The organism is Sulfitobacter aquimarinus, assembly GCF_040149565.1.
GTDB lineage: Bacteria > Pseudomonadota > Alphaproteobacteria > Rhodobacterales > Rhodobacteraceae > Sulfitobacter > Sulfitobacter aquimarinus.
Map to the genome: position 1 here is coordinate 349,398 of NZ_JBEFLO010000001.1, position 25,112 is coordinate 374,509.

Here is a 25,112-nt window from a genome sequence, read left to right on the forward strand (position 1 = left end):
TTGCCGCGCAGCGGCCGCCCCCCTATAACGGGCCAAACAGCGTAAGGTTTCACCACATGAGTTTTGCCCACCGCCACCTGCTTGGCATCGAGCCGCTGCACCCCACTGAAATCACAACCCTTCTGGACCGCGCCGACAGCTATGCGGACCAAAACCGCAAGCCCGACAAACACGGAACTGCGCTCAAAGGGTTGACGCAGATCAACATGTTTTTCGAGAATTCGACCCGCACGCAGGCGAGTTTCGAGATCGCGGGCAAGCGGCTGGGCGCAGATGTGATGAACATGGCGATGCAGGCGTCATCCATCAAAAAGGGTGAGACGCTGATTGATACGGCCATGACTCTGAACGCGATGCACCCCGATCTGTTGGTCGTGCGGCACCCGCAATCAGGTGCTGTGGATTTGCTGGCCGAAAAGGTGAATTGCGCGGTGCTCAACGCGGGCGACGGGCGGCACGAACACCCGACCCAAGCCTTGCTGGATGCGCTTACCATTCGCCGCGCAAAGGGGCGTCTGCACCGTTTGTCCATTGCGATTTGCGGCGATATTGCGCACAGCCGCGTGGCCCGTTCCAACATCATCCTGCTCGGCAAGATGGAGAACCGCATCCGCCTGATCGCGCCGCCCACGTTGATGCCATCGGGCATTGGTGAATTCGGGGCCGAGGTCTTTGACAATATGGAAGAAGGCCTGAAAGACGTTGATGTCGTGATGATGCTAAGATTGCAGAAAGAGCGCATGGATGGCGGGTTTATCCCCAGCGAACGCGAGTATTACCACCGATACGGGCTGGATGCGGAGAAGTTATCCCACGCCAAGCCAGACGCCATTGTCATGCACCCCGGCCCGATGAACCGCGGGGTCGAGATTGACGGCACATTGGCTGATGACATCAACCGCAGCGTCATTCAGGATCAGGTCGAAATGGGCGTGGCCGTGCGCATGGCCGCGATGGACCTTCTGGCGCAAAATCTGGCCGACAGCCGCGCATGAGCACATCAGACTTCTGGCATAACGTGTTGGAGCAGGACGAAAAGCTGCTTTGGACGGGCAAGCCCAAGCCACGGCTGCATTGGCGTAACTGGCGGCTCTATGGCTCGGCTCCGATGGCGGCAATCGGGCTGCTGGCCGCTGCTGCGTTTATCCTTACGACCCTTGGCAGCGGCAATGACATATGGCTTTTGTTGATCCCTGCGGTACTGGTGCTGATCCCGTTGCGGGCCACGGTGCAACAGCTGCGGACCTATGCCTCGGCGAGATACGCGCTGACGGACAAGCGGGCATTGTTCTTTGATGTCAGTGCCACCCGAACACGGGTGAAGGCGCATCCGCGCACAGCATTTGTCGCGCCGATCGTGAAACCAACCTTGCCGCAAAGCGTCAGTTTTCTGTCCTATAACACGGACAAAGAAATCAAATTCGGATTTGACTATATTGACGATGCCGACACGTTGCTCGGCCACCTGAACCGGACCGCCCTATGACAAATGCGATCACAATCCCGCATCACGAAAGCGGCGTTATCCGCGTCTTTGCGATTTCGCGCCCGATTTCGACGGTGGCACGCCAGTTGAAACAACAGCCCAAAGCGGCCCTTGCCTCCGATCTTCTGGCCCATGAAGTGAAGCCGGATATGATCGAGCTTTTCGCCCTGTCCGATCTAACGGGCGTCGGCCTGTCGCGCTATCTGGCGGACGGCTATGACATTGCGCCGGACGCGCTGCGGTCCGATCATTTGCGGCTGGAGGGGCTGGATGGCTATGTGCTGCTGCTGTTCTCGACCATCGCGGAGGCCGCGACCGTCACCCTACAGCCCCACGCAGATCTGACGCTTGTCGGCACGTATGCCGAGCCGAAACCCGCGCACGCCGCACGGCCCATCCCAAGCGATGCCGCGAAACCCTATAGCGGCACGTCGGACAGCCCGACCGCCCCAAACCGCAGCCGCGTGGGCAGCGCGCTTACGGTGGTTGGTGCGCTCGTGATAGCCTTTTTGATATGGTGGATAATGTAATGCAAGAACCCAAACCCGACCCCAAAATGTCAGGCCGCATCGCGATGATCGCGCTGCTGGTTGCCTTTGCCGTGGCTGGCGGCATGGTCTGGATGGCAGGATGAGCGACGCGCTCGCCGCTTGGACGCCAAGCCTGCGCGTCTATCTGCGCCGCTGCGTGATTGTGGGGGCGATGACCCTTGCTGCGATGGCGGCTGTGGGGTGGGTGATTGGTGCGGCGACCGGGTTTTGGCAGGTGCTTTACGTGGGGCCTGTGCTGGCGCTGGCCTATAACATCGGCTTTGACGATCCCGCCCGCTGGCGCACCGCACGGCAGAACCGCTGGTATCTGCGCAGTGACGCGCTGATGCATCACGGCCCCGAAGGCGAGGCGCGGATACCGCTGGCCGACATTCTTGATGTCCGCACCCGTTTTGGCGGGGGCGTGGTTGTCTTTCTCAAGGGCGGCCTGCGCGTGCGCATCGCGTATGTGGCGGATGCCCCTGATATTGCCGCGCAAATCCTTGCCGCCCGTAACCGGCTGACACCTTGAGCGATCCGTGGAAAGATATCCTCGACGAGGGTGAGGAGATCCTCTGGCACGGCAGGCCCGCACGCGGCTTTGCCATGGCGCAAGCGGATATTCTTCCAATGGTTTTCGGGCTGGGCTTCAGCGCCTTTGCAATGATCTGGATCGCCATGGCCGCGATGGCGGGCGGGTTGTTCTGGATGATCGGGCTGATCCATTTCGGGGCGGGCGCGGGCCTTGCGCTCTATGCGGTCCTGCGCGACACCGTCGCACGACGCTATAGCTATTATACCCTCACCAACAGCCGCGCCATCATCGGCACGTTCTATCCGTGGGCCGATCGGCAAATGGTGAAAAAGCGGATCACACCACGGACCAAAATCAAACTGCACGACGGCCACACCCTGACCTTTGGCCCGCCACGCCGCAGCAAACGGCACCCTTTCCCGTTGCGCAGCCCGCAATTCACGCGCATTGACGACGCCGAACATGTGCTAGACCTGATGCGGCAAATCCAGAAAGACAAATCATGACGCTTCATTTCATCAACGCCGCGCTGATTGACCCCGACAGCCAGACCGAATTTGCAGGCTCGGTCAGCGTTGAGGACGGCCAGATCAGCGCGGTTGTGCAGGGCGGCATCGCCAATCCCAAAGGCCAGATCATCGACTGCGGCGGTAAATACCTTGCCCCCGGCATCGTCGATCTGGGCGTGAAGGTGTGCGAGCCGGGTGAGCGGCATAAAGAAAGCTACCGCTCGGCCGGGATGGCGGCGGCGAGGGGCGGTGTGACCACGATGATCACGCGGCCCGATACCGATCCCGCCATCGACAGCCCCGAAACGTTGGAGTTCGTCACCCGCCGCGCAAACGAGGCCGCCCCCGTACACGTAATGCCGATGGCCGCGCTCACAAAAAACCGCGCTGGCCGCGAGATGACCGAAATCGGGTTTCTGATGGATGCAGGCGCCGTGGCCTTCACCGATTGCGACCATGTGGTCACTGATACCAAAGTCTTCTCCCGTGCCCTCACCTATGCCCGCAGCCTTGGCGCGTTGGTCATCGCCCACCCGCAAGAGCCGATCCTGAGCAAGGGGGCCGCCGCGACCTCGGGCAAATTCGCCTCGCTGCGGGGGCTGCCTGCCGTGTCGCCCATGGCCGAGCGGATGGGGCTGGACCGCGACATTGCGCTGATCGAGATGACAGGGGCCAAATACCACGCCGATCAAATCACCACTGCCCGCGCCCTGCCCGCGTTGCAGCGGGCCAAGGCCAACGGGTTGGACATCACGGCGGGCATCGGCATCCACCACCTGACGCTGAACGCGCTGGACGTGGCCAACTACCGCACGTTCTTCAAGCTCAAGCCGCCGTTGCGCGACGAAGAAGACCGCTTGGCCATGGTGGAGGCTGTGGCCTCCGGCCTGATCGACATTGTGTGCTCTATGCACACCCCGCAGGACGAAGAAAGCAAACGATTGCCGTTTGAAGAAGCGGCCTCTGGGGCTGTCGGGTTAGAGACGTTGCTGCCCGCCGCGTTGCGGTTATGGCACGCCGAGATGATCACCCTGCCCGAGCTGTGGCGCGCCATGTCGCTGAACCCTGCGCAGCGCCTTGGCCTACCCTCTGGGCGGTTGGAGGCAGGCGCGCCTGCGGATCTGGTGCTGTTTGACCCCAATGCGCCTTTTGTCATGGACCGTGCAACACTTGCTTCGAAATCGCGCAACACCCCGTTTGATGGGGTGCGGATGCAGGGTAAGGTGCTGGCAACGTATGTGGCTGGTGCCTGCGTTTACGAAAACTAGACTGGGACAGACCTGATGCCGCTGATCGAGAATACGCTGAACGTTTTAATGCTTTGGGCCGTGATCGGCTATCTTGCGGGGTCGGTCCCGTTCGGGATGGTGATGGCGCGTGTGATGGGGCTGGGCAATCTGCGCGACATCGGGTCGGGCAACATCGGGGCCACGAATGTCCTGCGCACAGGGTCCAAGCCTGCCGCCGCCGCGACGCTGGTTCTGGATGCGGCCAAGGGCGCGATTGTGCTGCTGATCGCGCGCGCCACGGCGGGCGAGGACGCAGCCCAAGTCGCGGCTTTGGCGGCGATGATCGGGCATTGCTATCCTGTCTGGTTGAAATTCAACGGCGGCAAAGGGGTCGCGACATTTCTGGGCATTGTGCTGGCGCTCGCATGGCCTGTGGGCATCGTATGCTGTGCGCTGTGGCTGTTGGGCGCGGCGGTATCGCGCATGTCATCTGTCGGCGGCTTGCTGAGTGCGGCAGCCTCCAGCATGGCGGTTTTGTTGATGGGCTATGGCACCGCCTATCTGCTGTGCATCGTGCTGAGCGGGATCGTCATCTGGCGGCACCGTGGCAATATCAGACGCATCCGCACAGGCGACGAGCCAAAGATTGGTGAAAAGAAGTGAAAACTGCACTGGCCTTTTGTGCCGCTTTGCTTACCGCGCCTGCTGCGGCGCAGACCTTTGACGTTGTTCTGGGAGGCAAGGTGCTTGGTACGCTTGATTTGTCAAAGCAGGGCGGCACGCAAACGTTGACCTCTGATCTGGCAAGCACCCCGATGGGGGTCTTCAACGGCACATTCAAAGGCACCTCGGCGGGTGGCGTGTTTACGGGCGACAGCCGATCATCGCGCAAGACGCGGCTGGTTGAGGTTACCCTGTCCGCAGGCCGCCCCGCTTCTGTGCAGATCACCCCGACGGACGAGCGGACGGCCCTGTCCGACCCTACAAAAGTTTCGCAAATCGTCACCGACCCTGTGCGGGCGATTGGCGGGCTGGTCAACGCGCAAGGATGTCCCACGGCAACTGCATTCTACGACGGTCGCCGTGTCGTGCAGCTGACCCCGTCAGGTGAGGCTCTGTCAGATGCGCAGCGCATCTGCGACATGCGCTATACCGTGGTGCAAGGGCCCGGGCACCTGAGCCCGCTCAAGATCTCCAACGCGAAAATCCGGCTGACCTATGACATCGCGGGCGGGCAAAGCCTGCAACAGATGCGGATATCGTCAGGTGTTTTCCGCCTCAATCTGAACCGTCGGAATTAGCCAAATTTCTGCCATTACAGAAATAACTTGCACATCAGGCAGCTTCTGATATTTCTGTCCATACAGAATTTAAAGAATGAGTCGCCCCGATGCACCTGACCCCTGCCATGCAGAACTTTATCCTCCACTGGGGGGACATGGGTGCGAAATGGGGCACTAACCGCTCGGTCGCGCAAATCCATGCGCTGCTGCACATCGCCCCTGACCCGCTCAGCGCGGACGAGATTTGCGATCTGCTGAACCTCGCCCGCTCGAACGTGTCGAATGGTCTGAAAGAGTTGCAAAGCCTTGGCATGGTGAAATCGCAACGCAAGCTTGGCGATCGGCGCGATCACTTTACTTCGGTGCGGGATATGTTCGATCTGGTCACCACCGTGATCGAGAGTCGCCGCGAGCGTGAATATCTGCCCACCCTGCGCGCCCTCGAAGAGGTGCAACGCGAGGCGGAAACAGACGCCACCCCCCCCGCCGTTCAGGCGCGGATCAAGGAAACGCTGGACACGATGCAGCTGTTTGACAACTGGTACACCGATGTCATGCGCCTGCCTCGCTCGGTGCAGATGGCCGCGATCAAACTCGGCGGCCGCATCGCCCGCTTCTTGCCGAAGGGCAAAGACAGCTAAAAATTTTGAAAAGGATTTTCTGCTATGACAGAAAAATTAGAATTTACCGAAAAGAGAGACATCCATGGCATAGGCTTTGGCGTGGCGCTGTTTGGCGCACCTGTGATCGTTTATCTGCTTTTGGTCGCTGTGGTCTTCGTCAATAATGCCCTGTCTGGCACGCAGGCCGCAACCAACGGGATCGGTGCGGTGAACGGGCTGTCTGTTATCGGCGTGGTTTTGTACTTCGTCATCGGGACGCCGACCCTGCTGCGTGACCTGAAACGCAACGCGCCAACCGTGGGCGGGATTGTCGTGCTCGCGATTTGCTCTTTGTTGTGGCTACTGCCCTTGGGTGCGCTGGTGTCGCTGGCGACCTGGAATGCGGGCGGCCTGTTGGGCGCTGCCATAGCGATCGGCTTTGGCGTGATCGGTGCACCGCCGCTCGCCGCTGTCTTCGCCCTGATCTACCTGCGTTTTGACAAAGCCTGAAAGGAGCCGTCATGACCTATGTACCGACCCCGCCGCCTGTGCCCTACCCCGCGCACTATATCATCGACCCCGTTGCGTTCTTTGCAGCACTGATCGGCGCGCCCATTCTGTTTACCGCGATGAGCTTTTGGTTCTTGTTTATCCCTGTTTTCGCCCTTGTTCTGGGCGGTCCGGTCTACCTGATTATCGGCACGCCGCTGTTGCTGTGGCACCTGCGCTATCACGATGGCGATCCCGATGATCTGGCGTTGCTTGCGTTCAAAGCGATGGCTGTTGCCATGCTCGCCGTCCTCGTTTTCGCCGCGATCAGCGGAGACGGAGACCTGTTTGGCGCGGGCCTTTGGCTCAGCGGCTTTGGCATGATCTTCGGGCCGGCGTGGGCCTACTGCTTTGGCCGCCTCTACGCCAACCTGCGGCGCGACTTTTTCGCAAAACCGCGCCCGTTCTGAGTTTACCTTCAGCTTCCTAGAAAGGAACACACTATGACTATTCTTGCCATTCTCTACATCGCACTGGGCTTTGGTGCGCTTGCAGCCCTTGCCACCATGATCCTGCGGATCGGGGATATGCTGGGCCAATGCCCGCAAAGCCGCGCCACTGCCCGCGCAGCAGCGGTGACCATCGCAACCGGATTTGCGGCCATCGGTGCGGGGGGCGTGATCCTGATCGGGGCGGCGCTGCCGCTGCTGGCGCAGGCTCCGCTGGCGGGATTTCTGGGCGCGCTGGGGTTTGCTGCCCTGTGCCTTGGCCTTGGCTTTACCCAAGCGGTCGGCACCTTGCGCGCCCTGATGCTGGACAGTGCTGCGGCCAAAGCGGTCGCGGACGGGCCGCTCGATTAACCTGCCAAACATCAAAACTAAGAGGGGCCGTATCCACGGCCCCTTTTTATGTAAACCACGCTTTTGCCCCATTCTGCCCGTTTTGCAGCCACACCGCGCCTTCATGCTCAACCGCGAATAGAACGAATGGATGCGATATGGGACCGGTAAACGCGATCAGTACAGTCTTTGCAAAAACCTTTACCTTTAAGGGCCGCGCCGGCCGCAGCGAATACTGGTGGTTTTTTCTTCTCTATATCATCGGCAGTATCATCTTTGCCCTGCTGGACCTGCGCACCATCGTGGCGTTCGCACAAGACCAAGGCGAGCAAGCAATCTTCAGCCTCAGCCCTTTTAATCTGCTGAGCCCTTGGTTCTTTATCGTCATGGCGATCCCGTACTTCAGCCTCGCCATCCGCCGGCTGCACGATTCAGGGTTTTCGGGCTTTTGGGTGATCCTTTCCTTTGTGCCTCTTGGTGCTATCGCGCTGCTGATCCTGCATGCCATGCCCAGCCAGAACAGCACCACCATTCACGGCTCCCCCGCCGCCCGACCTGTGGTCGACCCCAGCGGCAAGCCGCTGACCGAGGATCGGCACAAGCGGGCGATGCAGGGCTATGCGTTGCTTTTCGACAAGGACAAGACGCCCACGCCCGCGCAACAAGCCCAGCGCAAGGCCGAGATTTCGGATTACTACCGCAGCAAAGTCCTGAAATCCGCCCCGTCAGCCTGAGCTGCCGAGGCGGGAACCAACGCGGGTTTTAGTAAGAATAGTCGGCGTAGATCCGGCTCAGATCACCAGCCCATTCGCCGTTATAGCAATCAAGCAATTCGTCGGCGGGGGTTTTGCCTGTCTCGATGCTTTCCTTCAGCGCGTTCAGGAAATGCGTCTCGTCGGGGACCATGCCGCCTGCACCGCTGCGGCCGCGGGCTTTCAAACCCGCCTCGGACAAGGCGACAGCCTCGCGGGCCAGATCGTGCATCTTGATGCCGTTCACCTCTGCCGCCAGCCCGTCCACAGAGGCCGCGACGCGCAGCGCCTCGCGTGTCTCTGCGTCCCAGCCTTTGACCATATCCCACGCGCCATCCAGCGCGGATTGGTCGTACATTAGTCCGACCCAGAAGGCAGGCAACGCACATAGACGGCGCCACGGGCCACCATCGGCACCGCGCATTTCGATGAACTTTTTCATCCGCGCTTCGGGGAAGGCGGTGGTCAGGTGATCCGCCCAATCGCTGAGCGTCGGGGTCTCACCGGGCAGGGCAGACAGTTTGCCCTGCATAAAGTCGCGGAACGACAGGCCCAGCGCGTCGATGTATTTGCCATCGCGGTAGACGAAATACATCGGCACATCGAGCGCGTAATTCACCCAAGACTCGAACCCGAACCCTTCGTCAAACACGAACGGGATCATGCCCGTGCGCGAGGCATCCAGATCGCGCCACACACGGCTGCGCCATGATTTGTGGCCGTTCAGTTGCCCCTCAAAGAACGGGGAGTTCGCGAACAAGGCTGTGGCCACAGGCTGCAACGCCACGGCCACGCGCATTTTCTGCACCATGTCCGCCTCGGAGCCGAAATCAAGGTTCACCTGCACCGTACAGGTCCGGCGCATCATCACGCGGCCCATGGTGCCGACCTTGGTCATATAGTCGTTCATCAGCTTGTAGCGGCCCTTGGGCATCAGATCCATCTGCTCGTGCGTCCACTCAGGCGCGGCCCCCAGACCGATAAAGCCTACGCCAATCTCGTCGGCGACATCCTTGACTTCGCGCAGGTGTACATTCACCTCATCGCATGTCTCGTGGATGGTCTCGACGGGAGCGCCCGACAGCTCCAGCTGGCCGCCCGGCTCAAGCGAGACATTGGCCCCGTCTTTTTCCAGCCCGATCAGTTTGCCGCCCTCTTCTACAGGGGCCCAACCGTGGCGGTCACGCAGCCCTTCCAGCATAACACGGATCGAACGCTCGCCCTCATAGGGGAGCGGCTTGTGCGTGTCTTTGCAATAGCCGAATTTCTCGTGCTCGGTGCCGATGCGCCAGTCTTCTTTGGGTTTGCAGCCGTCGCTAAGGTATTGTGCCAGTTGATCAAAACTTTCGATCGGGCCGCCGCCGGACTGGGGGATGGACATGAGTGGCACTCCGTTTTTGGCGCGGGTCAAACCGCATATGTGGTTCCCGCAGCTTTGCGGAGATTCGTCACAGCGTCAATGCAGCACCGCATGGGCAGGACGCAAGGGCTTGCGCTCCCAAATCACGACGACGTGCGCTTTGCCCCCCTGCAATTCTGCCAACATCCGTTGGGTCCGCAAACCCGGCAACGTGGCAAAAGCATCGAACAGCGCGTCCGACCCTGCGGCGTTCACAGGGATCAGCACGGGCGTCTGGTCGGGGGCATCCAGCCGCCAATGCGCGGGCCTGGCACTGCGATCGAGGCTCAGACGCTCTAGCGCCCGCAACGCCACAACGCCACCTGTCAGCGGGCCGAAATAGGCGATCTGCCCTTCGTCCACCTGCACAGCGCCCGCGCCATCTGAAGCGCCGCGAAAGCGCCCGCGTTGCACGCCAACCAACGCAAGTGCCACAGCCACCAGCACCAGCGCCCAGCCCGGCAAGGCCAGCAACCGCCCCGGCCCCATGATCCACCACAGGCCCAGCACTGCCAGCCCTGCGGCCACCAATACCTCGCGCCACCGCCACAGGGCGGCCTTTGCTTCGGGTCTAAAGAACATCTGCGGCCCTCACTGTGTTGTTCGCGGTGCGCGAACTCATCCCCAATCCCCCAGGGCCTGCTGCCACAGGGTCATCGCTGCCACGACAGCCGTATCCGCCCGCAAAATGCGCGGCCCCAGCGAGACAGCGGTCGCATGATCCAGCCCGCGCAGCTTGTTGCGCTCACGTTCCGAGAACCCGCCCTCCGGCCCCACAAATATCGCCCACGGTCCCGTAGCCCCAGCGAGGAGCGGCGCAGCGCGCGAGGTGCTTAGCGCCTCGTCACAGAACATGATCCGCCGCGCAGGGTCCCACCCGTCCATGATAGAGCCAAAGCGCTGCATCTCGGCCACCTCGGGCACAAACGTGCCGCCGCATTGTTCGGCGGCTTCAACGGCATGGGCGGCCAGGCGGTCACGCTGTATCCTTCCTGAGTTTGTGAACTCGGTCTGCATCGGCACGATCCGCGCGGCGCCCATCTCGGCTGCTTTTTCGACGATAAAATCCGTGCGGGCCTTTTTGATCGGGGCAAAGCACAGCCACAGATCGGGAGGCAGCTGCAAAGGCTTGGTCTGGACATCGCATTCCAGAACCCCCGCCCGCTTGTTCGCTTGCGCAATCGTCGCCCGCCATTCGCCCTCACGGCCATTAAACAGCAACACGGCCCCGCCGACGGACTGCCGCATCACCCCGAAAAGGTAATGTGCCTGCCCGCGGTCCAAAGGAACCGATTGCCCCGCCCCCAATGGGTGATCTACATATAGTCTGATTTTCGCATCCATAGGGTTGGATATATGCAAGACAACGCCCCACCACCAGAGCCAGCCGCAGATGGAAGTGTTGCCGACGCCTATTCCCGCAACTGGGTCGACCTTTATGCACCCGCCGCGACGCGCCCTTACCTGAGGCTCAGCCGCGCCGACAGGCCGATCGGCACATGGTTGTTGTTGCTGCCGTGTTGGTGGGGGCTGTCGCTGGCGATGCTGTATGATGGACAGGCCGCGTGGTTTGATCTGTGGATATTTGTCGGCTGTGCCATTGGCGCGTTTTTGATGCGCGGCGCGGGCTGTACGTGGAACGATATCTCTGACCGCAAGATCGACGCGCAGGTTGCAAGAACCCGCTCGCGGCCTCTGCCTGCGGGTCAGGTCACTGTGACGGGGGCCACCATCTGGATGGTGGTTCAAGCGCTTGTTTCTTTCGCTATCCTGCTCAGTTTCAACGCTGCGGCAATACGTCTGGGCGTGCTGGCGTTGATCCCTGTCGCGATTTATCCCTTTGCCAAACGCTTTACATGGTGGCCGCAGATGTTCTTGGGGCTTGCGTTTAACTGGGGGGCCTTGCTGGCGTGGACGGCGCATACGGGGCGGTTGGATGCGCCTGCGGTTGTCCTTTACCTTGCCGGTATTGCGTGGACCCTGTTTTATGACACCATCTATGCGCATCAGGACACTGAAGACGATGCCCTGATCGGGGTGAAATCAACCGCACGCCTGTTCGGAGAGAACACGGGCAAGTGGCTGCGCCGTTTCTTGATGGCGACGGTCGGCTTGATGGGAATTGCCGTTGTTTTCAGCGGACTGCCCAGTGGATCGGCTTTGGCATTGGTGATTGCATTGGCAGGGCCATGGGCGATGGGATGGCATATGGCATGGCAGCTGCGCGGCCTCGACATTCACAATTCGGGGAAAATGTTGCAATTGTTTCGCGTCAACCGCGATACTGGCATCATTCCGCTCCTGTTTTTTGCCATTGCGCTACTCGTGTGATTGCACCTGTGGCGCGGCCAGCGTATCACTTTGCCTAGTTATTGTTCTGTTTTGAAAGTGCCTATGCGCCTCTCGTCCCTGCTTACTATTTTCCTGACCTTCGCTGCCGCCGCTGTTATCGCACTGGTTGCGGCGAATTTTTCGGTCAGCCTGATCGAAGACAGCTCTGAAATCAGCGTGCGTGACGCGCTGGATGAAAAGGGCATGACATGGGCCGAGGTAGAGGCCAACGGCCTTCAGGTCGCGTTGTCCGGCACAGCCCCGACCGAGGCGGTGCGTTTCTCTGCGCTAACAACCGCAGGCTCCGTCGTGGATGCGGCCCGCGTGATCGACGACATGGGCGTCGCTGCCCAAGAAGCACTCGCCGCGCCCAAATTTTCGATGGAGATTTTGCGCAATGACAGCGGGTTGTCCGTAATCGGCTTGATCCCCACCAGCACCGACCGCGAAAATGTTGTCACCCGCTTTAATAGCCTTGCGGGCAGCACAGGCGTGACGGACCTGTTGGAAACCGCCGACTATCCCGCACCAGAGGGTTGGGAAAACGCGATTGAATTCGCGCTGGACGCGATGAGCAGCCTGCCCCGCGCCAAAGTATCCGTCGACGCGCAGCGCGTGGCGATCACGGCAATCACCGACAGCGCGATCGAAAAAGCGCGGTTGGAAAAGAACCTGCAAAAGATGTCGCCGGACCAGATCGAACTGACCCTCGACATTGCTGCCCCACGGCCTGTGATTACCCCCTTCACGACCCGCTTTCAGATCACCGACGAAGGCGCCAGCTTTGACGCGTGCTCGGCCGATACAGACGCCGCGGCGGCGCGGATCGTGGCAGCCGCCAAGGCGGCAGGCGCGGATGATCCACGCTGTACCGTTGGTCTGGGTGTGCCTACCCCGCGTTGGGCCGATGCAGTCACGGCCTCGATCTCGGCGCTGACCAAACTGGGCAGCGGTGCGTCGTTCACAATTGCCGACGCCGACATCACGCTGCTGGCCGCCGCAGGGACCAACCGATCGGAATTCGACACAGTTGTGGGAGAGCTTGAAAACGCCCTCCCCTCTGTCTTTGCTTTGCAGGCCAAGCTGCCCGCCACCCAAGACCCCGATGCGGGCCCGCCCGAATTCAGTGCCACCCTAAGCCCCGAAGGCCAGGTGCAATTGCGCGGCCGCGTGAACGACCCTGCGCTGCGCGAACTGGCCACCAGCTTTGCAAAAGCGCGATTCGGCTCGGACAGTGTTTATACGGCCACCCGCGTGGTTGACGATCTGCCGCTGGATTGGCCCACCCGCGTGCTGGCCGGCCTCGAAGCTTTGGGCCAGCTCAGCAATGGCGCCGTTACCGTCACGCCAGAAGCGCTCGACCTGACGGGTAATACGGGCAACCCTGACGCCTCGACCGAAATCGCATCGCTTCTGGCTGGCAAGCTGGGCGAAGGCGCTGCCTTCGACGTGAACGTGACCTACCAGAAAAAGCTCGACCCCGTTCTTGGCCTACCCACCCCCGATGAATGCGAGGCCGAAATTGGCACGATCGTGCAAGCAGGCAAGATCAACTTTGAACCGGGCTCAGCTACGATCGACGCCTCGGCCCTTGGCACAATGGATGAAATCGCAGCCGTCATCAAACGCTGCGGCGACCTGCGCCTTGAAATCCAGGGCTACACCGACAGTCAGGGCCGCGAGGAAATGAACCTCGCCCTTAGCCAAAGCCGCGCTGAATCAGTCCTGAACGAGCTGCGCGCCCGCCGCGTTAGCACCCGCTCGTTTCAGGCCAAAGGCTATGGCGAGGACAGCCCAGTTGCCAGCAACGACACCGAAGCAGGCCGCGAAGCCAACCGCCGGATCGAGTTCCGCCTGATCCGCCCCGAGACAGTTGCAACACCCGATGAAACAACGCTGGAAAACACCGCACAAACAGGTGATACAGCAACAGACACGCCGACCGAAGAAAGCGCCACCGAATGAGCCGATTTGAATTTGTCCTCGCGACTGCCATCATTCTCTTTGTTGCGTTTTGCATGGGGTGGTTCGCCAATTGGCTGCTGCACCGCTTTACCCGTGTGGCTGCCGACGACGTTGCCCAGCTTGACCGGATGAGCCAAGAATTGCACGAGGCCGAAGAAACCCGCGATCAGGCGATCACCTACCTGCAACAACGCGAGGCAGAACTGACCAACCAGCTGTCCCAAACAGAGGCAGAGCTGCGTGCCGCAATGGACGGGTTGCGCGATGCGCGCCACGAGGCGGAAGAAATGCGCGCCTATATCGAAAGCCAGCGCGCGGGCTAAGGCTACCAGCGGCTCAGCGCCGCCTCGTCCTCGTCTGTGGACGCAACCCATGCGGCCCCTTTTGCTGTAATCTCGCGCTTCCAGAACGGCGCACGCGATTTCAGATAATCCATCAGATATGTCGCCGCCTCGAATGCGTCACGGCGATGCCGTGCGGCGGTGGCAACCATCATTATCATCTCACCAGGCTCCAACCGGCCATAGCGGTGGATCACAAGCACATCGCCCAGATTGAACCGCTCTGTCGCCTCCTGCGCCATGGCGGCAATCGCTTTTTCGGTCATGGCTGGGTAATGCTCGATCTCCATGGCAACAAGTGGATCGTCGGGAAGGTCCCTTACGATGCCCGTGAAGGTCACAATCGCTCCCATATCACGATGACCGGCCGCGAATGCCGCGTTCTGCGCCCCCAGATCAAATCGCTCCGCCTGAACAAGAACCTTCACGTCAGCCGCCCGTCATCGGCGGAAAGAAGGCAACCTCGCGGACGCCGTCCAAAGCGGCGTCAAAATCCGCCAACTCCTGATCCAGCGCCACGCGCAGCGCGCTGACATCCTCAAACGCAGCGGCATACCGCTCTTCCCGCCCGCGCAACTCTGCGACCAGATCGCTCACAGTAGCGGCCTGCGTCTCAACCTTCTCACGTGCGATCCCGATGCGTTCGCGCACCCATGCAAAATACAAAACGTCCATCAGCGCCCCTCCTTGAGATAGGGCATCGCCTTCATCAGATAATCCCAACCCGTCACCGCAGTCAGCCCTGCGGCCAACCACAACAGCCACAGACCAATGCGGCCCGACCACTCCATCGCGACAACCTTCCAGCCAAGGCCCAAAACGTCTTCCTCGGCGCCTGTCAGGATGGCCTGCACCATCGCATCATCCATGCCATAGATATTCGCACCCAGATAATGCTCGAACACGCCTTGGCTGAACAGCACGGCAATTGCCGTCATCTGCAGGGCCGTCTTCCATTTCGCCAGCTGGGTCACCTTCAACGTGCCCGCCGTATCGCCCAGATATTCCCGCAAACCGGAAACAAAGACTTCGCGAAACAGAATCACAGTCGCAGGCAAAACCAACCACGGCGACCAGCTTGAAAAGCCGACGATCACCATCAACGCGATCACCACCATCGCCTTGTCCGCAATCGGATCCAGCATCGCGCCCAACTTCGTCTCTTGCCCCCAAGACCGCGCCAGATAGCCGTCAAACCAGTCCGTAATCGCTGCCGACACAAACAACATCAACGCAAACCAATCCGCATAGGGCCGCGTGAAATACAAAAACATCACTGCCAAAGCGGGGGCAGCAAGCAGACGCAAAACCGTCAGGATATTCGGCACATTCCATTTCATGTCATCACCCTACACTGCCCCACAATCACGTAAAAGCACGAAGCCCCCTTCAGCAGAGCCCACGCCGCAATCCGCTTCTTTATTTTGCCTTTAAACTCAAAACCCGCCCCCACCACACGTGGGAAACTTTCACACAGAATCACCCCTTCTCGTGAAAGTAGGCATAGATCGTGTCCGCCAACGCATCCGAGACCCCTTCAACCGCCTTGAGGTCATGCAAATTTGCCCGTCCAACCGCCTTGGCCGAGCCGAAATGCGCCAACAGCGCCCGTTTGCGCGCAGCACCCACACCCGGCACATCGTCCAAAGGTGTGGCGCCAACCGCTTTGGCCCGCTTTGCACGGTGCGTCCCGATGGCAAAGCGGTGCGCCTCGTCGCGCATCCGCTGGATGAAATACAACACAGGATCATTGTGCCGCAGCGCTTTCACTGGCTTGCCAGTTCGGTAGAATTCTTCCTTGCCCGCATCGCGGTCCTCGCCTTTGGCGACACCGACCATGGGAATATCCTCAACCCCGAACTCACGCATAATCTCGCGCACGGCACTCACCTGTCCCGCACCGCCGTCAATCAGCAGAAGGTCGGGCCAATGCCCCTCAACGCGGTTGGGGTCTTCCTTAATCAAGCGTTTGAAGCGGCGCGAAAGCACCTCTTTCATCATCCCAAAGTCATCCCCGGGGGTCAGCGCATCTCCGCGGATGTTGAACTTGCGGTATTGGCTTTTGACCATCCCTTCAGGGCCCGCAACAACCATCGCCCCCACGGCAAAGGCCCCCTGAATGTGACTGTTGTCGTAAATTTCGATCCGTTCAGGCGTTTTGGGCAACTCGAACGCCTCGGCCAAACCGCGCAGCAGTTTGGTCTGGGTCGCGCTTTCCGCCATCTTGCGCGCAAGGCTTTCGCGGGCGTTGCGAAGCGCCCCTTCGACCAGCTCGGCCTTCTCGCCACGTTGGGGGACCAGCAGCTCGACCTTGCGGTTGATTTTGCTGCCAAGCGCTTCGGCCATCAGCTCGGGGTTTTCCAAAGCATGGCTCAGGATCAACTGGCGCGGCGGGTCACGTTGATCATAAAATTGCCCTAGGAAGGCCTCCAATACCTCCGCCGCTTCGACATCCTCGCTGAGGCGCGGGTAGTAGTCGTGGTTACCCCAGTTCTGCCCCGAGCGGATAAAGAACACCTGCACACAAGCCTGCCCGTCGGCCATGTGAAGCCCGATGATATCGGCCTCCTCCACGCCCTTCGGGTTGATGCCTTGGGCCGTCTGTACCTGTGTCAGCGCCTTGATGCGGTCGCGCAATGCCGCCGCACGCTCGAACTCCATCTCTTCCGAGGCCTGGGCCATCTCGGCCGCCAGCCGCGTCTGGATGCCCGTGCTTTTGCCCGATAGAAACTTCTGCGCATCGGCCACCGTCTGGGCATAGTCCTCGGCGCTGATCTTGCCCACGCACGGCGCCGAGCATCGCTTGATCTGGTGTTGCAAACAAGGCCGGGTGCGGTTCTCGAATTGCGAGTTTGAACAATCGCGCAACAAAAACACCCGCTGCAATTGATTGAGCGTTCGGTTCACCGCGCCCGCGCTGGCAAAGGGGCCGTAATATGCCCCCTTCTCTTTTTTCGCGCCGCGATGTTTCTTGATCTGTGGATAGTCGTGGCCAGAGGTCACAAGGATGTTGGGAAAGCTCTTGTCGTCGCGTAGCAGCACGTTGAACTTGGGCTTGAGTTGCTTGATCAGGTTCTGCTCCAACAGCAGCGCCTCTGTCTCGGTCCGCGTGGTCAGGAACATCATCGAAGCGGTGTTGTCGATCATCCGCGCAATGCGCCCGCTGTGGCCAGAGGGACGCGCGTAGTTGCTGACCCGCGCACGCAGATTGCGCGCCTTGCCCACGTATAAAACGCGGCTTTCGACATCCAGCATACGGTAGACGCCGGGCGATCCATCCAGAGTTTTCAGATACCCTTGGATCACCTCGTGGCCGGTTGGCACCATTTCATCCCCTTGCGGCATCTGCGTTTGATTCCCTCTTACTCCTCCACATGTTTTACCAGTGGCATCAACCAAAAACATGTCCACGTTATCTGTGGATAACTCTGCCTATAAGTTTCGGATGGTCGGATATTTTTCTTACTTTATAAGCGTTTCGTTAATTTGTATAATTTTTAGGCAGTTCAGCAAGGCATTGATTTAAAGCAGTAAAATTAATTATGCTGCAAAATGAATATGTTAACGAATTGATTTTAAGCACAATTGTGCACATTCATCCTACCCGTGCAGAACTTTTGCCGCTGCACCCCTACTCCACCCCCAGAACGTCAGGCGTTTGCCACCCCAAATGCTGTCCGCCGTCCACACACAACAGCTGGCCAGTGACCGCTGGAGCGTCCAGAAAATAGCTCAAAGCGGCAGTGATGTCCGACGGGTTTGCCCCCCGTCCTAACACGGTTGCAGCCCGTTGCCCGTCAAAATGCGCCTGCGACTGGCGGCTGCCTTGCAGGGTTGGCCCCGGCCCGATGGCATTGACGCGGATGGCAGGCGCCAGCGCCTGCGCCGTGGTCTGGGTCAACGCCCATAGCCCCATTTTAGCGAGCGTATAGGTCATAAACTCTGGCGTCAGTTTGCGCACCCGCTGGTCCAGCATATTGACGACCAGACCGCTGGCCACCGGCTCTCCTGCAGTGTCTGTTGTTGGCTCTAGCCCCTGCGTTGCCATTGCTTGGGTCAGCACAAAAGGTGCGCGCAGGTTCGAATTAATATGCCTGTCCCAGCTTTGCGCGGTGGCGGTTTCAATCGTGTCGTATTCAAAAATCGAGGCGTTATTGACCAGACAGGTGACCTGCCCGCCCAGCGCCTCCACCGCGTTGGGCAGCAACTGCTCCATCGCGTCCAGTTCCAGCAGATCGGCCTGCACCGCAACGGCGCGTCGGCCCATCGCCTCCAACTCGGCCACGACCTGCTCCGCGCCCTCGCGGGAACTGGCATAATGCACCGCTATATCAAAGCCCCGCGACCCGAGATAAAGCGCCATAGCACGTCCCAACCGCTGCCCTGCGCCGGTAACCAATGCTCGTTTCATGATGTTTAGCCCGCCAATACCACAATCAGATATGTGGCATATAGTGCGGTCAGGGCAATTCCCCAGATGCGCGTGATGTCTTTTCCAAAATAGACAAACGGGATCAACAAAAGCGACGCCCCCAGCATGACCCACAGGTCAAATCGCAAGAATTCAGGGTCCACTGCGATCGGACCAACAAGGCCCGCCACCCCGATGATTGCAAGCAAGTTGAACATATTCGACCCGATGACCGAGCCTAAAACCACGTCCGCCTGCTTGCGCAAGGCTGCCATGACGGTCGTCGCCAGCTCTGGCAGGGACGTGCCAATGGCGACCAATGTCAGGCCGATGACCGTGTCGCTCACGCCGAATTCCTTGGCGATGATCGTCGCATTATCAACCAGCAAAGACGCACCAAGTGGCAAACCGACAAGGCCGAGAACCAGAAAAACACCGATCTGCCAGCCGGCCATATCAGGGTCTACGCCCTCCAGCTCATCATCAGCGCCACATGCGGCATCCGCCCTTTGGTGCCGCATCGCATCACGTGCGGCGTCAAACAGCATGGCAGCCAGCGCGGCCAGCAAGGCCAATGACGCAATCCAGTCGAACACACCGCGATACGCAAGTGCGATGAACAACAAGGTCGCCGCGATCATGTGGTTAAATGATTTACGCGTCTGACATTCCGAGGTGTGCATCGTCGCCAACAGCGCGGGCACCCCCAACACCAACAGAATATTAGCCGTATTCGAACCGACAACATTGCCCAATGCAATTCCGGGCACGTCGTCCAGCACCGCCTTGATCGAGATCAGAAGCTCGGGCGCGGAGGTGCCGAAAGCCACAATCGTCAGGCTGACGATCAAGGCGGGGATGCCAATCCGCAGGCTCAGGTTCACCGCGCCTTTGACCAGCGCATCCCCCGCCAGCAACAAAATCAGCAGGCCAAGGCCCGACAACAACCACGCCGTCATCATCCGCGTTTCCCCTCACAGCCGCAGGGGCCTTTGCCAATGCGGAACCTTCCGCAGCTGCGGCATTTCTTTTGGGTCAATGTCTTGCCGCCAATCCAGTGCATTTTACCAAACCACCCGAGCACACCCATAAACACCAAAAATAACGCAACAATTTTGAAGATCATATTACAGCCCGAACCGTGCGAATTGCGCGCGTTCTTCTACGCTATGCAGAGCGTCGCCCATGATTTGCGCACCAAAACGGCTCAGTAAACCCTTCTTTACGCCGTAGCGGCGCAGCTTGACCTTTGCGCCAAACCGCTCTTGCAGATGTGGTTTGATGTGGCCAATGCCGTCGATCAGCCCGACGTCGATTGCTTTGCGTGCCAACCAGATTTCGCCCGTGAACAGATCACGTTCCTGCGTCAGCTTACCCGCACGGCGCGTGGTTACATGTTCTTTGAAATTCACATGAATGTCTTCGAGCAGCTCTTTGAGCCGTGCGACATCCTCGGCCTTTTCGGGGCGAAACGGGTCCAGCATGGATTTGGAGTTTCCGGCCGTATACACCCGCCGCTCTACCCCGTTTTTCGCCATCAGTTCATGCAGGCCAAAGCCCGCCGAGATCACGCCAATCGACCCCACAACCGAGGATGTATCCGCGTAAATCTCATCCGCCGCCGCAGCCAGCCAATAGCCACCCGAGGCCGCGACATCCTCGACAAAGGCGATAACGGGAATGTTCTTTTCCTCAGCCAGCCGCCTGATACGCGCCCCAATCAACGAAGATTGCACAGGGCTGCCACCGGGCGAGTTTACCTCCAGCGCGACGGCAACAGGTTTGCCCTTGGAAAACGCTTTTTCAATGACAGGCGCAAGGCTTGCGTCATTGAGCGCACCGCGCCCCTGCGTACCGATCATCCCCGACAGCCGGATCACCGCCACAGTCGGATCGCTTTTCAGAAAAGGAAGCCATTGTTTCATAGACACACATGTAGAGCCGCGCAGCCGCCGCAACAAGGCGGTGCAGGATATTATTGCCGGATGCGCCATCCGGTTTTGAAAATCCACCAGATCACGCCCATGCAAAGCGCAGTAAACCCGGCAATGGCAAAGAGGCTAAGGCCAATGGGCACGTCCGCCGTCCCAAAGAACGACCACCGGAACCCCGAGATAAGGTAAACCACCGGATTAAAGTGGGAAATCACCTGCCACACAGGTGGCAACATCGAGATCGAGTAGAACGATCCACCCAAGAAAACCAAAGGCGTGATGATCAGCAGCGGCACCAGTTGCAATTGCTCGAAATTGCCCGCCCAGATGCCGATGATGAACCCCATCAGCGCAAAACTGATACAGGTCAGGATCAGAAATCCGACCATCGCAAACGGATGCTGTATCTCGAAATCCACAAACAGATAGGCTGTGGCAAGGATAATCACCCCGATAAACAGGGCCTTCGTCGCCGCCGCCCCAACATAGCCCATGACGATCTCAAGGAAGTTCACAGGCGCCGACAGCAGCTCGAATATGGTGCCGATGAATTTGGGAAAATAGATGCCGAAGCTCGCGTTCGAGATCGACTGCGTGATCACGCTCAGCATGATCAGCCCCGGCACGATGAACGCGCCATAGCTCACGCCTTCGACCTCTTGGATACGGCTGCCGATGGCCGCCCCAAACACCACAAAGTAAAGCGAGGTGGACAGTACAGGCGAGATAAAGCTTTGCGTGATGGTGCGGAAAAACCGCGTCATCTCGAACACATAGATGGATTTCACAGCGGTCCAGTTCATGGCGCGTCTCCTGTCTGGACAAGCCCTACAAAAATATCTTCAAGGCTGGATTGCCGTGTCACCACATCGCGCAAAACCAACCCTGCTGCGGCTACATCGGCCAGCAGTTTGGTGATGCCCGTCCGCTCGGCGCGGGTGTCATAGGTATAGATCAGCGCGGTGCCATCATCGCTCAGCCGCAGCGCGTCCGAGACAAGGCTGGCAGGAATTTCCGCAATAGGTTGGGTCAGCTGCACTTCGAATTCCTTGCGGCCCATCCGCGCCATCAGTTTGTCTTTATCCTCAACCAGCAGGATCTTACCCTCCGCGATCACCCCGATCCGGTCGGCGATGGCCTCGGCTTCCTCGATGTAATGAGTGGTCAGGATAATCGTCACGCCATCGCGTTTCAGGTCCGCCACAATCTCCCACATATCGCGGCGCAACTCGACATCCACGCCTGCGGTGGGCTCATCCAGAAACAGCACACGCGGCTCGTGGCTGAGCGCCTTGGCGATCAGCACGCGGCGCTTCATCCCGCCCGACAATTCGCGGATCTGGTTGTCACGCTTGTCCCACAGCGACAGCTGGCGCAGGATTTTCTCGATCAACGCGGGGTTTGCGGTTTTGCCGAACAACCCGCGTGAGAATTTCACAGTGTTCTGCACCCGCTCGAACGGTTCCAGATTGATCTCTTGCGGGACCAGACCGATCATCGCCCGTGCGGCACGAAAATCGGTGATCGTGTCGTGCCCGCCCACGCGCACCGACCCGGAGGTCGCCGTCGTGATCCCGCAAATCGTCGAGATCAGCGTGGTCTTGCCTGCCCCGTTCGGGCCAAGCAGGGCCAGAATCTCGCCCTCTTCAATCTGCAAATCCACAGATTTCAGCGCCTCGAACCCGTTGCCATAGGCTTTGCGCAGGGCAGATACATCAACGACGGCAGGCATAGCAATCTCCAGACAAGTGCATCCCGTTATCTAGACCGGATTGCACGCCCGCAACAAGGGTGCGCGGCTCAGGACTTTTTGCGCCCGAACCAGCCCTTCTTTTCCTCGGGCTCTGCCTCGTCATTTGGCTCTGCGGGACCTTCAAGCGCTGTTTGCAGGTTGTCAAAGAACTGCTCGGCCATCTTTTTGGCAAAACCGTCAATGATCCGACTGCCCAGTTGCGCCAGCTTGCCGCCCACTTTGGCGTCGACATCATAGCTCAGCGCGCAGCCGCCCTCCGTCGCCTCCAAGCGCACATTCGCACCGCCCTTGGCAAAACCGGCGGCACCGCCCTTGCCCGCACCGTCAATCCGCATCGAGGTGTCCTGCACCATATCGCTCATGCTGACTTCGCCCTTAAAGGTCGCCTTCACCGGCCCGACCTTTTGAACCACAGTCGCCACGTACCCGTCAGCGGCTGATCCCTCGACCTCGGTCGCGCCAGGCACGCAAGCTTTCAACACCTGCGGGTCCAGCAACGCGGCATAGACCTGCGCGGGGCTGGCGGCGATCTGGCGGGTATCTGACATTTGCATGGGTAGGGCACTCCTGAAAACTGATTGCGCCAAGGCTATGTATTTTTCTGGACAGCCGCAACGGGCTTGATAAGCCTATAGTATGGATACCGCCGCAAACCGCGCAGGCCCCGCTATCGCATTCGTGCTGTTCGGCGTCTTGTGCATCTCCCTCAACGACGCGCTGATAAAGCAACTCTCGGCAGGCTACCCCCTGCACCAGATCGTCTTTTTCCGCTCGTTCATCGGCCTGTCGCTCAGCCTCGTTTTTCTGCGTTTCGAGGGCGGGCTGCCCGCGTTGCGCACCGAAAACACCGGCCTGCACGTTTTGCGCGGCGTGTTGGTGGTCATCGCCAATATGTCTTATTTTCTGGCCCTTGCTGTGATGCCGCTCGCGGATGCAACCGCGCTTTTCTTCGCGGCACCGCTGTTCATCACCCTGTTGTCGATCCCCATTCTCGGCGAAAAAGTAGGCCCACTGCGCCTTGGCGCGGTTATCGTAGGCTTTATCGGCGTGATCGTGATGCAACGCCCGTGGGAGACGTCGGCAGACCTCGCCGTATCGCGCATCGTGCTCATGCTGCCCGTGCTCGCGGCACTTACCTACGCGCTCAATCAGGTGATGACCCGCAAGCTGGGTGCGAAAGCCCCCGCATCCGTTCTGGCCATCTATATTCAGGGGACGTTTCTGATCGTTTCGATCACCTTCTATCTGATCGCAGGTGACGGCCAGTTCGCCACAAACACCACGAACCCCTCGCTCCAGTTCCTGCTGCGCGCATGGGTCTGGCCCGCCCCCGAAGACCGCCTTGTCCTGCTGGGCCTCGGCGTGAACGGCGCGCTGATCGGTTACAGCCTCAGTCAGGCCTACCGCCTTGCGGATGCGGCCACCGTGGCCCCGTTTGAGTATATCGGCCTGCCGCTCGCCGTCTTCTGGGGGCTTTTCATCTTCAGCGATCTCCCCACATGGGAGGTCTGGACGGGCATGACACTCATCATTGCTTCGGGCCTGTTTGTCTTTTTCCGCGAACGCGCCAAAGCCAAACGCGTCACGCCCCGCCCCGTCGCAAGACGCCACTAACCTCTACTTTCACGAACCAATATTTTTTCTGGCCCCATATCCTTCGGGGGAATTGGCCCGAAGGGCCAAGGGGGCTGGCCCCTTACCCGCGCAGATCAATCACAACCTTGCCCGTGGCCTCCCGCCGCCGCAACAAATCAAGACCGTCGTTCACCGCCTCAAGCGGCAGCACGTTGCTCACATGCGGCTTGATCTTGCCACCCTCATACCACTCCAACAAAGTGGTAAAGCTGTCGGTCAAAGCCTTCGGGTTCAGCTTGGCATACCCCCCGATATACAGGCCCAGAACGCTCATATTCTTCACCAACAGAATATTGGCGGGCACCTGCGGCACCTCCCCGCTGGCAAACCCCAAAGGCAACAGCCGCGCGCCTGCGTTACACGCCCGCATGCCCGCTTTAAACTGCGCCCCGCCGATGGGATCATACAAAACATCCGCCCCGCCCAGCGCCTTTACTGTGTCACGAATGTCCTGCGTGTCGGAATCAATCAGATGATCGGCCCCCATCTGACGGCAAATCTCCAGCTTGGCGGCACCGCGCGCACATGCGATAACTTCGGCGCCCATCAGGTGCCCCAGTTCAACCGCCGTCAGGCCAACGCCGCCCGAAGCCCCCAAGACCAACAACCGCTCGCCCTTTTGCAGACGCGCCTTGTCGTGCAGGGCCAGATGGCTGGTACCATAGGTGATCAAAAATGCCGCAGCATCTTCAAAGGGCATCATATCAGGGATCGGCACACAGAACGAGGCAGGCACGGCCGCATATTCCGCCAAGCCGCCGCTGCCATTATAAGCCGCCACCCGCATACCCACGTCAAAGCCGCTCACACCCGCGCCGACGGCCTGCACCGTACCCGCCATCTCCATGCCCAACGTCACTGGCAGGTCAGGCTTTTCCTGATAGCTGCCCTTGATCAACAGCGTATCACCAAAGTTCAACCCGCAGGCCGCGACCTCGATCACGATCTCGCCCGCTTTCGGACGCGGCATGTCAATCTCGCAAAGCGCCAGCGGCGTATCATAGGTGGTCAATTGCATGGCGCGCATGGCAGCAGTCTCCGGTCAGAAATATCCGGCCCAGACTGTCGCGCCAACGCCCGACTTGCAAC

Annotated in this window: 31 protein-coding genes; 17 read left to right on the plus strand and 14 right to left on the minus strand. The window is 59.8% G+C overall.

Features of this window, described 5'->3' with window-relative positions:
* Positions 1–56: 56 nt before the first annotated feature.
* From ABMC88_RS01745 to ABMC88_RS01805, 13 genes are all read left to right on the plus strand, one after another.
* Complete coding sequence (locus ABMC88_RS01745; protein ID WP_349575110.1) at positions 57–995, plus strand: aspartate carbamoyltransferase catalytic subunit; 939 nt, start codon at positions 57–59, stop codon at positions 993–995.
* Positions 992–1,486: a hypothetical protein gene (locus ABMC88_RS01750; protein ID WP_349575111.1), complete on the plus strand. Its 495-nt coding sequence runs from the start codon at positions 992–994 to the stop codon at positions 1,484–1,486. Before ABMC88_RS01745 ends, ABMC88_RS01750 begins: the two co-directional genes overlap by 4 nt.
* A complete protein-coding gene (locus tag ABMC88_RS01755) occupies positions 1,483–2,016 on the plus strand; it encodes a hypothetical protein (RefSeq protein ID WP_349575112.1) in 534 nt (177 codons plus the stop codon). The genes ABMC88_RS01750 and ABMC88_RS01755 overlap by 4 nt, the downstream gene beginning before the upstream one ends.
* Positions 2,017–2,116: 100 nt before the next feature.
* Positions 2,117–2,548: a hypothetical protein gene (locus ABMC88_RS01760; RefSeq protein WP_349575113.1), complete on the plus strand. Its 432-nt coding sequence runs from the start codon at positions 2,117–2,119 to the stop codon at positions 2,546–2,548.
* Positions 2,545–3,057, plus strand: a complete 513-nt coding sequence (locus ABMC88_RS01765; RefSeq protein WP_349575114.1) for an aspartate carbamoyltransferase catalytic subunit — start codon at positions 2,545–2,547, stop codon at positions 3,055–3,057. The genes ABMC88_RS01760 and ABMC88_RS01765 overlap by 4 nt, the downstream gene beginning before the upstream one ends.
* Complete coding sequence (pyrC, locus tag ABMC88_RS01770; protein WP_349575115.1) at positions 3,054–4,328, plus strand: dihydroorotase; 1,275 nt, start codon at positions 3,054–3,056, stop codon at positions 4,326–4,328. Before ABMC88_RS01765 ends, pyrC begins: the two co-directional genes overlap by 4 nt.
* 15 nt (positions 4,329–4,343) lie before the next feature.
* Positions 4,344–4,952, plus strand: a complete 609-nt coding sequence (plsY, locus tag ABMC88_RS01775; RefSeq protein ID WP_349575116.1) for a glycerol-3-phosphate 1-O-acyltransferase PlsY — start codon at positions 4,344–4,346, stop codon at positions 4,950–4,952.
* Positions 4,949–5,590: a hypothetical protein gene (locus tag ABMC88_RS01780; RefSeq protein ID WP_349575117.1), complete on the plus strand. Its 642-nt coding sequence runs from the start codon at positions 4,949–4,951 to the stop codon at positions 5,588–5,590. Before plsY ends, ABMC88_RS01780 begins: the two co-directional genes overlap by 4 nt.
* An 89-nt stretch (positions 5,591–5,679) precedes the next feature.
* On the plus strand, positions 5,680–6,213 hold the full coding sequence (locus tag ABMC88_RS01785) for a GbsR/MarR family transcriptional regulator (RefSeq protein ID WP_349575118.1): 534 nt from the start codon (positions 5,680–5,682) through the stop codon (positions 6,211–6,213).
* Between the two features lie 24 nt (positions 6,214–6,237).
* Entirely contained in the window at positions 6,238–6,684 is a 447-nt protein-coding gene (locus tag ABMC88_RS01790; protein WP_349575119.1) for a hypothetical protein, read from the plus strand.
* 11 nt (positions 6,685–6,695) lie between these two features.
* Positions 6,696–7,133, plus strand: coding sequence for a hypothetical protein (locus tag ABMC88_RS01795; protein WP_349575120.1), 438 nt, complete (start codon positions 6,696–6,698; stop codon positions 7,131–7,133).
* Between the two features lie 33 nt (positions 7,134–7,166).
* Positions 7,167–7,523 carry a hypothetical protein gene (locus ABMC88_RS01800; protein WP_349575121.1) on the plus strand — a complete coding sequence of 119 codons (357 nt, stop codon included), beginning with the start codon at positions 7,167–7,169 and terminating at the stop codon, positions 7,521–7,523.
* 137 nt (positions 7,524–7,660) lie between these two features.
* Entirely contained in the window at positions 7,661–8,236 is a 576-nt protein-coding gene (locus ABMC88_RS01805; protein WP_349575122.1) for a DUF805 domain-containing protein, read from the plus strand.
* A 28-nt stretch (positions 8,237–8,264) separates the two neighbouring features.
* Here ABMC88_RS01805 and ABMC88_RS01810 read toward each other — a convergent pair whose 3' ends face one another.
* The 3 genes from ABMC88_RS01810 to ABMC88_RS01820 form a co-directional block, all read right to left on the minus strand.
* Entirely contained in the window at positions 8,265–9,635 is a 1,371-nt protein-coding gene (locus tag ABMC88_RS01810) for a glutamate--cysteine ligase (protein ID WP_349575123.1), read from the minus strand.
* A gap of 75 nt (positions 9,636–9,710) precedes the next feature.
* Positions 9,711–10,235, minus strand: coding sequence for a hypothetical protein (locus ABMC88_RS01815; RefSeq protein WP_349575124.1), 525 nt, complete (start codon positions 10,233–10,235; stop codon positions 9,711–9,713).
* 36 nt (positions 10,236–10,271) lie between these two features.
* Positions 10,272–10,997: a 16S rRNA (uracil(1498)-N(3))-methyltransferase gene (locus tag ABMC88_RS01820; RefSeq protein WP_349575555.1), complete on the minus strand. Its 726-nt coding sequence runs from the start codon at positions 10,995–10,997 to the stop codon at positions 10,272–10,274.
* 12 nt (positions 10,998–11,009) lie between these two features.
* Here ABMC88_RS01820 and ubiA point away from each other — a divergent pair, with 12 nt between their 5' ends.
* From ubiA to ABMC88_RS01835, 3 genes are all read left to right on the plus strand, one after another.
* Positions 11,010–11,984 carry a 4-hydroxybenzoate octaprenyltransferase gene (ubiA, locus tag ABMC88_RS01825; protein ID WP_349575125.1) on the plus strand — a complete coding sequence of 325 codons (975 nt, stop codon included), beginning with the start codon at positions 11,010–11,012 and terminating at the stop codon, positions 11,982–11,984.
* 63 nt (positions 11,985–12,047) lie between these two features.
* A complete protein-coding gene (locus ABMC88_RS01830) occupies positions 12,048–13,949 on the plus strand; it encodes an OmpA family protein (protein WP_349575126.1) in 1,902 nt (633 codons plus the stop codon).
* Positions 13,946–14,272: a hypothetical protein gene (locus ABMC88_RS01835; protein WP_349575127.1), complete on the plus strand. Its 327-nt coding sequence runs from the start codon at positions 13,946–13,948 to the stop codon at positions 14,270–14,272. The genes ABMC88_RS01830 and ABMC88_RS01835 overlap by 4 nt, the downstream gene beginning before the upstream one ends.
* 2 nt (positions 14,273–14,274) lie before the next feature.
* Here the strand turns inward: ABMC88_RS01835 and ABMC88_RS01840 are convergent, their stop codons facing one another.
* The 10 genes from ABMC88_RS01840 to ABMC88_RS01885 form a co-directional block, all read right to left on the minus strand.
* A complete protein-coding gene (locus ABMC88_RS01840) occupies positions 14,275–14,718 on the minus strand; it encodes a molybdenum cofactor biosynthesis protein MoaE (RefSeq protein ID WP_349575128.1) in 444 nt (147 codons plus the stop codon).
* Between the two features lies 1 nt (position 14,719).
* Complete coding sequence (gene moaD / locus ABMC88_RS01845) at positions 14,720–14,965, minus strand: molybdopterin converting factor subunit 1 (protein WP_349575129.1); 246 nt, start codon at positions 14,963–14,965, stop codon at positions 14,720–14,722.
* Positions 14,965–15,630, minus strand: a complete 666-nt coding sequence (pgsA, locus tag ABMC88_RS01850; protein ID WP_349575130.1) for a CDP-diacylglycerol--glycerol-3-phosphate 3-phosphatidyltransferase — start codon at positions 15,628–15,630, stop codon at positions 14,965–14,967. Before pgsA ends, moaD begins: the two co-directional genes overlap by 1 nt.
* Positions 15,631–15,769: 139 nt before the next feature.
* Positions 15,770–17,617, minus strand: a complete 1,848-nt coding sequence (gene uvrC, locus ABMC88_RS01855; RefSeq protein WP_349575131.1) for an excinuclease ABC subunit UvrC — start codon at positions 17,615–17,617, stop codon at positions 15,770–15,772.
* A 304-nt stretch (positions 17,618–17,921) separates the two neighbouring features.
* Entirely contained in the window at positions 17,922–18,701 is a 780-nt protein-coding gene (locus ABMC88_RS01860; RefSeq protein ID WP_349575132.1) for an SDR family oxidoreductase, read from the minus strand.
* 5 nt (positions 18,702–18,706) lie between these two features.
* Positions 18,707–19,660: a calcium/sodium antiporter gene (locus tag ABMC88_RS01865; protein WP_349575556.1), complete on the minus strand. Its 954-nt coding sequence runs from the start codon at positions 19,658–19,660 to the stop codon at positions 18,707–18,709.
* A gap of 168 nt (positions 19,661–19,828) precedes the next feature.
* Positions 19,829–20,626, minus strand: coding sequence for a S49 family peptidase (locus ABMC88_RS01870; protein WP_349575133.1), 798 nt, complete (start codon positions 20,624–20,626; stop codon positions 19,829–19,831).
* A 50-nt stretch (positions 20,627–20,676) separates the two neighbouring features.
* Positions 20,677–21,438, minus strand: a complete 762-nt coding sequence (locus ABMC88_RS01875) for an ABC transporter permease (protein ID WP_349575134.1) — start codon at positions 21,436–21,438, stop codon at positions 20,677–20,679.
* On the minus strand, positions 21,435–22,367 hold the full coding sequence (locus ABMC88_RS01880) for an ABC transporter ATP-binding protein (protein WP_349575135.1): 933 nt from the start codon (positions 22,365–22,367) through the stop codon (positions 21,435–21,437). Before ABMC88_RS01880 ends, ABMC88_RS01875 begins: the two co-directional genes overlap by 4 nt.
* A gap of 68 nt (positions 22,368–22,435) precedes the next feature.
* The gene (locus tag ABMC88_RS01885; RefSeq protein ID WP_349575136.1) at positions 22,436–22,942 is read right to left on the minus strand and encodes an SRPBCC family protein; all 507 of its coding nucleotides are present in this window, start codon (positions 22,940–22,942) and stop codon (positions 22,436–22,438) included.
* A gap of 82 nt (positions 22,943–23,024) precedes the next feature.
* Here ABMC88_RS01885 and ABMC88_RS01890 point away from each other — a divergent pair, with 82 nt between their 5' ends.
* Positions 23,025–24,002 carry a DMT family transporter gene (locus ABMC88_RS01890; RefSeq protein ID WP_349575137.1) on the plus strand — a complete coding sequence of 326 codons (978 nt, stop codon included), beginning with the start codon at positions 23,025–23,027 and terminating at the stop codon, positions 24,000–24,002.
* A gap of 82 nt (positions 24,003–24,084) precedes the next feature.
* On the opposite strand, the gene ABMC88_RS01895 is transcribed toward ABMC88_RS01890, so the two are convergent.
* Positions 24,085–25,050: an NADPH:quinone oxidoreductase family protein gene (locus ABMC88_RS01895; protein WP_349575138.1), complete on the minus strand. Its 966-nt coding sequence runs from the start codon at positions 25,048–25,050 to the stop codon at positions 24,085–24,087.
* Positions 25,051–25,112 lie beyond the last annotated feature (62 nt).